Source organism: Janibacter sp. YB324 (genome assembly GCF_014217915.1).
Taxonomy (GTDB): Bacteria; Actinomycetota; Actinomycetes; order Actinomycetales; family Dermatophilaceae; genus Janibacter; species Janibacter indicus.
In genome coordinates this window covers 1,192,101-1,203,958 of record NZ_CP060120.1, presented here as the reverse complement: position 1 = coordinate 1,203,958, position 11,858 = coordinate 1,192,101, and the positions used below count along the sequence as shown (strand labels likewise).

At 71.9% G+C, this 11,858-nt stretch carries 12 protein-coding genes and 1 pseudogene; all 13 read right to left on the bottom strand.

Translation table 11 applies throughout. The annotated features are described in order from the left end of the window. Nucleotides 1-11 precede the first annotated feature (11 nt). The gene (locus H7A72_RS05850; RefSeq protein WP_072624290.1) at nt 12-947 is read right to left on the bottom strand and encodes an RluA family pseudouridine synthase; all 936 of its coding nucleotides are present in this window, start codon (nt 945-947) and stop codon (nt 12-14) included. Next, nucleotides 940-1,539: a signal peptidase II gene (gene lspA / locus H7A72_RS05845; protein WP_223277799.1), complete on the bottom strand. Its 600-nt coding sequence runs from the start codon at nt 1,537-1,539 to the stop codon at nt 940-942. Before lspA ends, H7A72_RS05850 begins: the two co-directional genes overlap by 8 nt. Then, nucleotides 1,512-2,141 carry a TraR/DksA C4-type zinc finger protein gene (locus H7A72_RS05840; RefSeq protein WP_223277798.1) on the bottom strand — a complete coding sequence of 210 codons (630 nt, stop codon included), beginning with the start codon at nt 2,139-2,141 and terminating at the stop codon, nt 1,512-1,514. Before H7A72_RS05840 ends, lspA begins: the two co-directional genes overlap by 28 nt. Before the next feature lie 173 nt (nt 2,142-2,314). Further along, on the bottom strand, nt 2,315-3,421 hold the full coding sequence (locus tag H7A72_RS17000; RefSeq protein ID WP_185221930.1) for a DivIVA domain-containing protein: 1,107 nt from the start codon (nt 3,419-3,421) through the stop codon (nt 2,315-2,317). A gap of 71 nt (nt 3,422-3,492) precedes the next feature. Further along, nucleotides 3,493-3,768: a YggT family protein gene (locus tag H7A72_RS05830; protein WP_084450645.1), complete on the bottom strand. Its 276-nt coding sequence runs from the start codon at nt 3,766-3,768 to the stop codon at nt 3,493-3,495. A 53-nt stretch (nt 3,769-3,821) separates the two neighbouring features. Then, nucleotides 3,822-4,295: a cell division protein SepF gene (locus H7A72_RS05825; RefSeq protein ID WP_084450647.1), complete on the bottom strand. Its 474-nt coding sequence runs from the start codon at nt 4,293-4,295 to the stop codon at nt 3,822-3,824. Between the two features lie 48 nt (nt 4,296-4,343). Continuing rightward, nucleotides 4,344-5,042, bottom strand: coding sequence for a YggS family pyridoxal phosphate-dependent enzyme (locus tag H7A72_RS05820; protein ID WP_185221929.1), 699 nt, complete (start codon nt 5,040-5,042; stop codon nt 4,344-4,346). Then, complete coding sequence (gene pgeF, locus H7A72_RS05815; RefSeq protein WP_223277797.1) at nt 5,039-5,770, bottom strand: peptidoglycan editing factor PgeF; 732 nt, start codon at nt 5,768-5,770, stop codon at nt 5,039-5,041. The genes H7A72_RS05820 and pgeF overlap by 4 nt, the downstream gene beginning before the upstream one ends. Nucleotides 5,771-5,855: 85 nt before the next feature. After that, complete coding sequence (ftsZ, locus tag H7A72_RS05810) at nt 5,856-7,148, bottom strand: cell division protein FtsZ (RefSeq protein WP_084450652.1); 1,293 nt, start codon at nt 7,146-7,148, stop codon at nt 5,856-5,858. 147 nt (nt 7,149-7,295) lie between these two features. After that, on the bottom strand, nt 7,296-8,039 hold the full coding sequence (locus H7A72_RS05805) for a cell division protein FtsQ/DivIB (protein WP_185221928.1): 744 nt from the start codon (nt 8,037-8,039) through the stop codon (nt 7,296-7,298). Further along, nucleotides 8,036-9,362, bottom strand: a pseudogene (murC, locus tag H7A72_RS05800) (UDP-N-acetylmuramate--L-alanine ligase). Before murC ends, H7A72_RS05805 begins: the two are co-directional and overlap by 4 nt. Before the next feature lie 106 nt (nt 9,363-9,468). Continuing rightward, the gene (murG, locus tag H7A72_RS05795) at nt 9,469-10,581 is read right to left on the bottom strand and encodes an undecaprenyldiphospho-muramoylpentapeptide beta-N-acetylglucosaminyltransferase (protein WP_185221927.1); all 1,113 of its coding nucleotides are present in this window, start codon (nt 10,579-10,581) and stop codon (nt 9,469-9,471) included. Further along, nucleotides 10,578-11,858 (bottom strand): putative lipid II flippase FtsW, encoded by a 1,281-nt coding sequence (gene ftsW / locus H7A72_RS05790; RefSeq protein WP_185221926.1) that lies wholly within the window; start codon nt 11,856-11,858, stop codon nt 10,578-10,580. The genes murG and ftsW overlap by 4 nt, the downstream gene beginning before the upstream one ends.

Genomic DNA, 11,858 nt, shown 5'->3' with positions numbered 1-11,858 from the left:
GCCGGCTCGCCTCAGGACATGTCGGCGAGCCGGTCCAGTGCCGTCTGCAGGTCCTGCGGGTAGGTGCTCTCGAAGTGCACGTAGTCGCCGGTGCCGGGGTGGATGAAGCCCAGACCCATGGCGTGCAGCCATTGCCGCTCCAGACCGAGCTTGCGCGCCAGGGTCGGGTCGGCGCCGTAGGTCGGGTCGCCGACGCACGGATGGCGAAGGGCGGCCATGTGCACCCGGATCTGGTGCGTGCGTCCGGTCTCGAGCTTGATCTCGAGCAGCGACGCGTGGCGGAAGGCCTCGAGGAGCTCGTAGTGGGTCACGGCATGCTTGCCGGAGTCCATGACGGCGAACTTGTAGTCACCGCCGGGGTGGCGACCGATCGGCGCGTCGATCGTACCGACGTGCGGGTCCGGCAGACCCTGGACGAGCGCGTGGTAGGTCTTGTCGACCGTGCGCTGCTTGAAGGCACGCTTGAGCACCGAGTAGGCGTACTCGCTCTTGCACACGACCATCAGGCCCGAGGTGCCGACGTCGAGCCGCGAGACGATGCCCTGCCGCTCGCTCGCGCCGCTCGTGCTGATCCGGTAGCCCGCGGCGGCGAGCCCGCCGAGCACGTCGGGGCCGGACCAGCCGACGCTCGGGTGGGCGGCGACGCCGATCGGCTTGTCGACCACGACGATGTCGTCGTCGTCGTGGACGATCCGCATCCCGGGGACCGGCTCGGCGACGACGGCCAGCGTCGGGCTCTCGTCGACGGCGGGCAGGGTGACCTCGATGCGGTCGCCGGCGCTCACCCGTGCGGACTTGGCCACCGTGGCGCCCTCGAGGAGGACCTTGCCCTCGGCGGCGAGGTCGGCCACCCGCGTGCGCGAGAGGCCGAAGAGTCGCGAGACGGCGGCGTCGACCCGCTCGCCCTCGAGGCCGTCGGGCACGAGCACGTTGCGGACATCACTCATCGGCCTGCTCCTCGTCGTCGTGGCGGCCGGCGGCGTGCTGCGGGCGGGACCCGTCGAGGCCGATGTTGGCGAAGGTCAACCACACGAGCACCGCTGCCCCGCCGACGATCGCGATGTCGGCGATGTTGCCGACGAAGAGGCCGCCGTAGTCGATGAAGTCGACGACGTGGCCGTGCAGCGGCGCCGGGTCACGGAAGAAGCGGTCGTAGAGGTTGCCGAGGGACCCGCCGAGGAGCAGGCCGAGGGACAGCGCCCAGCGACCCGACCCCACGCGCAGCGCGGCCCACAGGATCGCGAGCGTGACGCCGACGGCGACGAGGGTCATCACCCAGGTCATGTCGTCACCGATCGAGAAGGCCGCGCCGGAGTTGCGGATCAGGCGAAGGGAGAGCAGGTCACCGACGAGCGGCACGACCCGACCGTCGGTCAGGGCGCCGAGCGCCCACACCTTGGTGGCCTGGTCGAGCACGAGCGTGACGACGGCGGCGATGACATACCAACGAAGCACCCCGGGGCGCGATCGGCTCGCCGGGGTGTCGTGGTCGGGTGGGGTGTCCGGGGCGCTCAGCGCCGCTCCTGTCGACTCTTGCATGACATGCACAGGGTCGCACGAGGATAGGCCTGGAGTCGAAGCTTGCCGATCGGGTTGCCGCAGGACTCGCAGATGCCGTAGGTCCCCTCGTCGATCCGCTCGAGCGCGTGGCGGTTCTGCTCGAGGCCGGTGCGGGCCCCAGCGACGAGGCTCAGCTCGTGCTCCCGCTCGAAGGACTTCGCCCCGGCGTCGGCCTGGTCGTCGCCGGCACCGTCGATCGGCTCCTTGAGGAACTCGTTGAGGTCGGTCTCGGCGGACGCGATCTCGGCGGTGAGTCGCTCGATCTCGGTCTCGAGCTCGGAGCGGACCTCCTTGAGCTCCTTGGCGGTCCAGGGGCTCTCGTCCTCACGGACGACGAGCCGCTCGGGCGCCGCCTTCTTCGTCGCGCCCTTCTTGGTGGCCGTCTTCTTCGAGGCCGTCTTCTTCGAGGCAGCCGCCTTCGTGGTCGCGGCCTTCTTCGCCGGCGCCTTCTTCGCTGCGGTCTTCTTCGCCCCGCTCGTGGCCGCAGGCTTGGTGGCCCCGGTCTTCTTGGCCTTCGAGGCACCCGACCCCTTGGTCGCCGCCTTCGTGGCCGTCTTCTTCGCCGCCATGACCGTCCTCACTCGGAGATGGTCCGTACCCCTGCACGGACCAGAGTCAACGAAGGGTACGACGTTTTCGGGCCGTGAGCGCGCTCACCGCGCCGTGTTCTTCGTTTGCTCACCCGACGGGTGCGCCGGGAGACGACGACGCGGCGTCACCCGCGTGGGGTGACGCCGCGTCGTGGTCGCGCAGGTCAGTGCTTGGCGCTGGCCTCGGGGGCGACGCTCGCCTGGGTGTCCAGGCCCTTGAGCTGGCCGGAGATGAAGTCCTTGAGCTTGCGGCGGTAGTCGCGCTCGTAGGTCGTCAGCTCGGCGATCTGGCCCTCGATCTTCGACTTCTGGGCGTTGAGGTCGTCGAGGATCTTCTTGCGCCGGGCCTCGGCCTCGCTGACCATCGTGGTGGCCTTGGTCTGGGCCTCGGAGACCAGCTTGTCGCGCTGGGTCGTGCCCTCGCCGATGAACTGGTCGCGCTTGCCCTGACCGGTCTTGATGAACTCGTCGTGCTTGCTCTGACCCGTCGAGAGCAGCTCGTCGTGCTTGCTCTGGCCGGTCGAGACGAGCTCGTCGTGGCGGCGCTGCGCCTCGGCGATGAGCTTGTCGCGCTGGGTCTGCCCCTCGGCGACGTGCTCGTCGTGCAGGCGCTGGGCGAGGGCGATGAGGCCGGAGGCCCCGGCACCGCCACCGGCGGCGGCAGCCATCTGGCCGGCCCCCGCGTCGTCGCTCGCGGGCGCAGCCGCGGCCACGGGGGCCTTGGCGGCCTCGTCCTGACGCGCCTTGGCCTCGGCCTCGGCCTTCTCGGCTGCGGCGTTGGCGGCCTTGATGCGCTCCTGCGCGGCGGCCTCGGCCTCCTCGGCGCGGGCGTTGACGGTCGCGATGCGCTCGTCGGCACTCTGCTGGGCCTTGGAGAGGTTGGCGGCGTCGCCCTTGGTGCGCTCGTCGTCGGCGCGCGCGCTCTGCTCGAGGTCGCTCGCGCGCTTCTCGGCGGCGGCGCGGGCAGCGGTCTCCTTGTCGAAGCGCGAGCGCAGGTCCTCCAGACGCGCGCGCAGGTCGCGGTTCTCCCGGGTCAGCGCCTCGTCGGCCTTGCCGGAGTCGGTCGCGGCAGCAGCCACGGGCGTGGCCGCCGTGCGGGAGCCGGATCCGTCCTGGGCGCGAGCCCGCAGGTCCTCCGAGTCCTTGACCATGCGACGCATCTCGGCGACGACCTCGTCGAGGAAGTCGTCGACCTCGCGCTCGTCGTAACCACGACGGAACTGGGTCTGGGTGAAGGTCTTGTTGAGGACGTCCTCGGGCGTGAGCGCCATTGTTCCTCCGTATGCGTTCGGGCAGGGTGCTTGCTCGTGGCGCCATTGCGCGCACGGGCATCGAGGCCAGCCTAGACGATGCGCAGGAGCAGTGAGACCACGATGATCAGCACGAGGAAGGCGAGGTCGAGGGCGACCCCACCGATGCGCACGGGCTTGATGACCTTGCGGATCGCGCGCAGGGGTGGATCGGTGAGGGTGTAGATCGCCTCGGCGACGACGAGGATGACGCCCCTGGGCCGCCACTGGCGGGCGAAGACCTGGATCCAGTCGAGGACGAGACGCCCGATGAGGATGAGGAAGTAGACGTACAGCACGAGGTGGAGCACGTCACGGACGATCGACATGGAACCAGCCTAGGTCGGGGGTCTGGACCCCACCTGTGAGGTCGTGCGGAAGCTCAGCTCTGGTTGAACAGGGCGCGCGGCTGCGGCGCCTCGCCACCCTCGGCGTCGACCTCGATGTGCTCAGGCGAGAGCAGGAAGACCTTGTTGGTCACCCGCTCGATCGACCCGTGCAGACCGAAGACCAGACCCGCGGCGAAGTCGACGAGCCGCTTGGCGTCGGAGTCGTCCATGTCGCTGAGGTTCATGATGACGGGAGTGTTGTTGCGGAAGCTCTCGCCGATGGCCCGGGCGTCGTTGTAGGTGCTCGGGTGGATCGTCGTGATGCGGTTCATCGGGGTGACCTCCACCTCGCGGACGGCCGGCGTCGTCGGGACGCGACGCAGGGGGGTGACCTCCGCGGCGGCGTGCTCCTCCTCGAGGACCTCGTGGCCCGCGTCGTACTCGTCGACGTAGTCGTCGTACTCGTCGTAGCGCTTGTCGTCCTCGGCGAGCCCGAGGTAGACCATCGCGTTGCGCAGTGCCGTCATGTCCTCAAATCCTTTGTCGTACCGGTTGCCTCGTCGGTGTCACCGAAGTTACCGGTGTGACGGACGATCTCCGAGGATTGCCGTCCCGACACGCAGGTGTGTCGCGCCGTGGCGCACCGCGGCCTCGAGGTCACCGCTCATCCCGGCCGAGATCCAGCTCGCCTCGGGGTGGTCGGCCCGCAGCGCCTCGGCCAGCGCAGCCAGCCGGGCGAAGGCGGGCTCCGGGTCGGCGCCGAGCGGAGCCACGGCCATGAGCCCACCCAGGCGAAGGGGGCTGCTCGCGATGGCGTCGGCCAGGGCGGGCACGTCGGCGGGCGCCGCTCCCCCACGCCCGGTGCCCCCGGCGGGATCGAGGTCGACCTGCACGAGGGCGGTGACCTTGCGGCCGGCGGCCTCGGCGCCGCGCGCGAGCGCACCGACGAGCTTGGGCCGGTCGACCGACTGCACGACGTCCGCCCACCGGGTCACGGCGCCGGCCTTGTTGGACTGCAGCTGCCCGATGAAGTGGGTGCGCACGCCCGACGGCGGCCCCCCGTCGGCCAGCTTGGCGGCGGCCTCCTGCTCGCGGTTCTCCCCGAGGTCACGCATGCCGAGCTCGGCCAGCAGGTCGACGTCGCTGCGGGGGAAGAACTTCGTCACGACGATCAGCTGGACCTCGTCACGGCTGCGGCCGGCGGCCTCGCAGGCCGCAGCGATCCTCCCTTCGACGGCGGCGAGGCGCTCGGCCAGCTCCTCCCGGCGGCTCATGCGGGACGCCCGATGATGCCGGCGTAGCGGCCGGTGCGGCCGTCGCGGCGGTAGGAGTAGAGGGCGGCGTCCTCGCGCGCGCAGCCGGGGATCCATTCGACGGACACGCCCGCCGCCTGCAGCTGGTCGACGACTCCGGTGGCGACGTCGATGGCCGGCGTCCCGGTCCAGGTGAGCGCGGCCGAGGCGGGCGAGACCTCCATGGCCGTCGCGCGCATGTCGGCCGGCACCTCGTAGCAGCGCCCGCACACCGACGGCCCGACGGCGGCCCGCAGGTCGGTCGCCCCGAGGTCCCGCATCGCCTCGACGAGCCGCCGCACGACCCCGCCGACCATGCCCGGACGGCCGGCGTGGGCGGCGCCGACGAGCGGCCCGGCCAGGTCGTGGAGCAGGACGGGGGTGCAGTCGGCGACGAGGACGCCCAGGGCGGTGCCGGGCAGGTCCGTGACGAGGGCATCGCCCTCGGCGACGGCGCCGGTGGCCGAGCGCGGCCCGTCGAGCAGCTCACGGGTCACGTGGACGACGTCGGTGCCGTGCACCTGGTCGGCGAGCACGAGCGGCATGCCGACGGCCTGCTCGACGGCCGCCCGGTTGGTGCGGACCGCGTCGAGGTCGTCGCCGACGTGGGCGCCGAGGTTGAGCCCGGCGAAGGGAGCGACGCTCACCCCGTCGTGGCGGTCGGTGAAGGCTCGCACGAGCCCCGGCGCGTCATCTCTCCAGGCGAACACGCCTGCAACCTATCGCCCGGGCACCCCCGGACGACGCAGGGCCCCGACCGGATCGGTCGGGGCCCTGCGGGGGCGTCTGCTCAGCTCACTTGAGGAAGTCGGGGACGTCGAGGTCGTCGCCGTCGTCGAAGGTCACCTGCCGCGGCGGCGTGGCCTGACGCGGCTGCTGGGCGGGCGCAGGCTGCTGCTGCGGCTGACCCTGGGCGGGCTGCTGGGCGGGCGCCGACTGCTGGGCCGGGGCCTGCTGCGGCGCGGCCGGAGCCTGCTGCTGCGTGGGCGCCGGCTGCTGGGCCGGGACCTGCTGCGGCGCCGACTGCGCGGGACGCTGCTGCTGGGCCGGCGCCTGCTGCTGCGGCTGACCCTGCGCCGGGCGGCCCTGACCGCCGGACTGGACCTGGCCGAGGGCCCGGTCGTCGGGCCGCTGCTGCGGGGCACCACCGTCGAAGCCGGCGGCGATGACGGTGACCCGCACCTCGTCGCCGAGGGCGTCGTCGATGACCGCACCGAAGATGATGTTGGCCTCGGGGTGGGCGGCCTCCTGCACCAGGCGGGCGGCCTCGTTGATCTCGAAGAGACCGAGGTCGCTGCCACCCTGGATCGACAGCAGGACACCGTGCGCACCGTCGATGCTCGCCTCGAGCAGCGGCGACGAGATCGCCAGCTCGGCGGCCTGGACGGCGCGGTCCTCGCCCCGGGCCGAGCCGATGCCCATGAGGGCGGAGCCGGCCCCCTGCATGACGGACTTGACGTCGGCGAAGTCGAGGTTGATCAGACCGGGCGTGGTGATCAGGTCGGTGATGCCCTGGACACCGGAGAGAAGGACCTGGTCGGCGCTGCGGAAGGCGTCGAGCATGCTCACGGCACGGTCGCTGATCGACAGCAGCCGGTCGTTGGGGATGACGATGAGCGTGTCGACCTCGTCGCGCAGGGCACCGATGCCGGACTCGGCCTGGTTGGCCCGACGACGACCCTCGAAGGTGAAGGGGCGGGTCACGACACCGATGGTGAGCGCACCGAGGCTCTTGGCGATCTTGGCCACGACCGGGGCGCCACCCGTGCCGGTGCCACCGCCCTCACCGGCGGTCACGAAGACCATGTCAGCCCCCTTGAGGACCTCCTCGATCTCCTCGGCGTGGTCCTCGGCGGCCTTCTTGCCGACCTCGGGGTCGGCTCCGGCGCCCAGACCGCGGGTCAGCTCGCGGCCGACGTCGAGCTTGACGTCGGCGTCGGACATCAGGAGCGCTTGGGCATCGGTGTTGATCGCGATGAACTCGACGCCCTTGAGGCCGACCTCGATCATCCGGTTGATGGCGTTGACGCCACCGCCGCCGATGCCGACGACCTTGATAACGGCCAGATAGTTCTGGGCTGATGCCACGGGGACTCCTGTTGCTGCTGCTCGGTGGTGCCTCAACCCCAAAACTCAAGGTGAACTTCAGGGTTACAGTTTGGTCACGCTCGGTGTGCGGGTGACGTTATGCGGCCCGGGCCGCAGGGGCAAACGCCACGCCCGCGTGTCGTCAGCCTATCCCGTGGTGACCGGCGTGTCCGGTGCGGAGACGTCGATGGTCTTCGGCTTCTTGTCGAGGAGGATCTTGATGACCCTCACCTTGAGATCGGGACTGCTGCCGTCGCCCCACACGACCTCGGTCCGCCCGAGGGTGAAGGTGATCTGGTCGGCCGAGTCGACCGTGACGTCATCGACCTGCTCGCGCAGGTCGTCGGGGAGGGCCGCGAGCATCCCCTGGGCAGCTCGCACGCCGTGCCCCGAGACCTCGGCGCCGCCGTCGGCGGTCACCGTCGGCACGTCCGGGGGCGCCGAGCCCACGGTGCGGATCGCCACGCCGTCGAGGTCGAGCAGGCGGAAGCGGTCACCCTCGAGCCGCACGGCCAGGACCGGAACCCTCGATGTCACCTTGACCTTCAGGGTGTGCGGCCAGCCCCGCTCGACGCTGGCGTGGGCGGCCCCCGGCACCTGCGCGGTGATCGTGCGCGAGACGCCGTCGCCGTCGACCCGGGCCAGCGGGGTGCCGACCTGCTCCTGCGCGATCTGCTCGATCTCGTCCCGGTCGGCCGGGTCGGCCCCGGTGACCTCGACGTCACGGGTGGCCAGCACGGAGGAGAACCCGACGAGCCAGCCGAGCCCGATGACGAGCCCGACGACGAGGAGGAGCACCAGCCACCGACGAGCCCGCTGCCCGCGCACCCGGGCGGCACGCTGGGCGAAGCGCTCCTCAGTCGCCTCGCGGGTCCCGCTCCCCCGGCTCATCGGTCCAGTGCCTCGAGCAGTCTCGGCCCGAGGTGGGTGACGTCGCCGGCACCGACGGTGAGCACGAGGTCGCCGTCAGCGGCGCCCTGCGCCACCGCCGCGATCGCCTCGTCGAGGGAGACGACCCGCGCCGAACGCCCCTGTGCCACGAGCGGCTCGCTGATGAGGTGCGAACCGACGCCGGTCACCGGGTCCTCGCGGGCGCCGTAGACGTCGAGCAGCAGTACCTCGTCGGCCGGTACCAGCCCGGCGGCGAAGCCGGTCGCGAAGTCACGGGTGCGGGAGTACAGGTGCGGCTGGAAGATCACCCACAAGCGGTGCTCGCCGGCGATCTCCTTGGCGGTGCGCACGACCGCCTCCACCTTGCCGGGGGTTGTGCGCGTAGTCATCGACGACGGTGACGCCGCGCGCCACCCCCTTCGTCTCGAAGCGCCGTCGGGTCCCGCCGTAGGCCGCGAGCCCGTCGAGGACCGCCTGGGCATCCGTGCCGACGCCGTGGGCAGCGGCCGCGTAGGCCGCAGCGGCGTTGAGGAGGTTGTGCCGCCCCGGGACGCTGATCGACAGCTCCCGGCGGGCGTCGGTCTCGACGAGGGTGGCGCTCGCACTGGTGCCGTCGAGGACGGCGTCGACGAGCCGCACGTCCGCAGCCTCGCCGAAGCCGTAGCGCAGCACCCTCACGCCGGCGGCCTCGGCCCGGACGGCCAGCCGCTCGGACCCGGGGTCGTCGGCGCAGGCGACGAGCAGCCCACCCTCGGTGACCGTCTCGGCGAACTCGAGGTAGGCCGCCTCGACCGTCGCGAAGTCGCCGTAGAAGTCGAGGTGGTCGGGCTGGACGTTGGTGACGATCGCGACCTGCGGCGCGTAGGCGAGGAAGGACCCGTCGGACTCGTCGGCCTCGGCGACGAAGGGGGTGCCCTCACCGAGCGCGGCGTTGACCCCCTGCGTGGCCAGCTCGCCACCGAGGGCGAAGGAGGGCTGCGCCGCCGCCTCGAGCAGGGCGACGGTGAGCATCGAGCTGGTGGTCGTCTTGCCGTTGGCTCCGGCGACCGCGATGCGGGTCTGCTCCCCCATCGACGAGGCGAGCGCCTGGCTGCGGTGCAGGACGCGCAGACCGGCGGCACGCGCAGCCGCCAGCTCGGGGTTGTCCTCACGGATCGCCGAGGAGACGACGACGGTGTCGGCGCCCTCGAGGTGGGCCGGGTCGTGCCCCACCCAGATCGTCGCGCCGCGCTCGCGCAGCCGCTCGAGGAGCGGCGAGTCGTGGGCATCGCTGCCCCGCACCTCGACACCCGCGTCGAGCAGCAGCCGCACGATGGCCGACATGCCGGCGCCACCGGCAGCGAGCACGTGGACGACTCCGAGCTCGGCCAGTGGCACCCGTGGTGCCAGGACGTCGAAGCGGGGGTTGCGCGGGACCTCGGGCAGCGCGTCAACCACGACGGCCACCTCGTGCCCACGCGTCGGCGACCATGTCGGCGAGCGTCTCGTCGGCGTCGCGGTGCCCCACGGACTCCGCGGCCTGCGACATCGAGCGCAGACGCGCACCGTCGCCCAGCAGCGGCACGATCTCGCGGGCCACCCAGGCCGGGTCGACGTCGGCGTCCTCGACGAGCAGGCCACCGCCCGCCTCGACGACGCCTGCGGCGTTGAGCCGCTGCTCGCCGTTGCCGATGGGCAGCGGGACGTAGACGCCGGGCAGCCCGACCGCGGTCAGCTCGCACACGGTGTTGGCCCCGGCGCGGCAGACGACGGCATCGGCGGCGGCATAGGCCAGGTCCATCCGGTCGACGTAGGGCAGGACGACGTAGGGCACCGACGGGTCACCACCCGTCGCGACGAAGTCCTTGCCCGCGCCGGTCGCGTGCAGCACCTGCACCCCGGCGTCGCGCAACGTCGCGACGCTGGCCTCGAAGGCGTCGTTGAGCCGCTTGGCTCCGAGGGAGCCGCCCGTGACGAGCAGCACCGGCAGGTCCTCGCGCAGCCCCAGCCCGGAGCGCGCCTGCGCTCGGGTCGCCGCGCGGTCGAGGGCGACGATCTCGGGGCGCAGCGGCATGCCGATGACCCGGCCGCCGGCCAGCTTGGTGCCGGGGAAGGTCACCCCGATGTGGTCGCTGAAGCGGGCCCCCACCTTGTTGGCGACGCCGGCCCGCGCATTCTGCTCGTGGATGACGATCGGGACGCCAGCCTTGCGGGCGGCGAGGTAGGCCGGCGTCGAGACGTATCCGCCGAAGCCGACGACGACCTGGGCGTCGACCTGCTCGATCGCCCGCCCGGCGGCCGCGACGGCCCGCCGCAGGTTGACCGGCAGGCGCACGAGGTCGCCGGAGGGCTTGCGGGGCAGCGGGACCTTGGGGATGGTCGCGAAGTCGTAGCCACGCTCGGGGACGAGCCGGGACTCCAGGCCCTCGCTCGTGCCCAGGGCGAGGATCTCGACACCGGGGTCGCGGCGGCGCAGGCAGTCGGCGAGGGCGAGCAGCGGGGACACGTGCCCTGCGGTGCCACCCCCCGCCAGCAGGATGCGTGAGGGGCGGGTGGGCGTCATCGCGACGATGTCCTCCTGCTCGGGATGCGGGCGAGCAGGGCGCGCGCCCGCGAGGGCTTGGCGGCGATCATCTCAGAGCACCCCGGCTCGCTTCGAGCGAAGCTCAGCAGGATGCCGACGGCGAGCATCGCGGTCACGAGCGATGACCCGCCGGAGGAGACGAAGGGCAGCGGGACGCCGATGACCGGGAGCATCCCGATGACGGCGCCGATGTTGATCGTCGCCTGCACGAGCACCCAGGTGCAGATGCCGGCGGTGGCGACGCGGACGAAGAAGTCGTCGGTGCGCGTGACCAGGCGCAGCCCGGCCACGGCGAAGGCGGCGAAGAGCGCGAGGATCGTCAGCGTGCCGATGAGGCCGAGCTCCTCGCCGATGATCGCGAAGATGAAGTCGTTGTAGGGCTCGGAGAGCCAGCCCCACTTCTCGCGGCTGGCACCGAGGCCGACACCGAACCACCCGCCGTCGGCGAGGGCATAGCGCCCGTGGATCGACTGGCGGCAGATGCCGTAGTAGAGGTCGGAGCCGGGCGCGCACTGCGTCGGGTCCAGCCAGATCTGGATGCGCTGCATGCGGTTGTTGCCGATGTTGGCGGCGAGCAGCCCGAGCAGGGCCAGCACGCCACCGCCGAGCGCGAACCACCGCAGCTGCACGCCGGCGGCGAAGAGCATGCCGACGGCGATCGCGCAGATGACCATCGCGGTACCCATGTCGTGCCCGAGCATGACGAGCCCGACGATCAGCAGCATTCCCGGCACGACGAAGGGGACGAGCGCGTGCTTGATCGAGGCCAGCAGCGCCCGCTTGCGTTCGAGGACCAGCGCACCGGCGAGGACGAGGCCGATCTTGGCCACCTCGCTCGGCTGGATCGACAGGGACCCGACACCGATCCAGTTGCGGTTGCCCTGGAAGCCGAAGCCGAGTGGCGTGAGCACGAGCAGGAGCAGCACGATCGACGCGGCCACCGCGGGCACGGCCATCCGCTTCCAGAAGGCGATGCTGCGCCGCGAGGCCCACCACAGCGCGAGCCCGCCGGCGAGGGCGAAGACGAACTGCTTGAGGAAGATGGTGAAGGAGCTGTCGTTCTCCTTCAGCGAGACGATCATCGACGCCGACAGCACCATGACCAGGCCGATGCCGACGAGCAGGCCGACGATGCCCAGGAGCAGGTAGTAGGTCGTCATCGGCGACTCGAAGCGCGCGGTCCACTCGTCGACCCGGGTGGAGCGGGTGCGGCGCGCGCCGCTGCGACCGGACCCGGTCGCTGCGCTGCTGCTCAC

What these genes read in the sequence shown, in the direction of transcription:
- murG (WP_185221927.1), bottom strand. Translation starts at nt 10,581, where the DNA reads ATGACGCCCACCCGCCCCTCACGCATCCTGCTGGCGGGGGGTGGCACC.
- H7A72_RS05820 (WP_185221929.1), bottom strand. Translation starts at nt 5,042, where the DNA reads ATGAGCCGCCGGGAGGAGCTGGCCGAGCGCCTCGCCGCCGTCGAAGGG.
- H7A72_RS17000 (WP_185221930.1), bottom strand. Translation starts at nt 3,421, where the DNA reads ATGGCGCTCACGCCCGAGGACGTCCTCAACAAGACCTTCACCCAGACC.
- H7A72_RS05805 (WP_185221928.1), bottom strand. Translation starts at nt 8,039, where the DNA reads ATGAGCCGGGGGAGCGGGACCCGCGAGGCGACTGAGGAGCGCTTCGCC.
- lspA (WP_223277799.1), bottom strand. Translation starts at nt 1,539, where the DNA reads ATGCAAGAGTCGACAGGAGCGGCGCTGAGCGCCCCGGACACCCCACCC.
- H7A72_RS05830 (WP_084450645.1), bottom strand. Translation starts at nt 3,768, where the DNA reads ATGTCGATCGTCCGTGACGTGCTCCACCTCGTGCTGTACGTCTACTTC.
- H7A72_RS05850 (WP_072624290.1), bottom strand. Translation starts at nt 947, where the DNA reads ATGAGTGATGTCCGCAACGTGCTCGTGCCCGACGGCCTCGAGGGCGAG.
- H7A72_RS05825 (WP_084450647.1), bottom strand. Translation starts at nt 4,295, where the DNA reads ATGACGGCACTGCGCAACGCGATGGTCTACCTCGGGCTCGCCGAGGAC.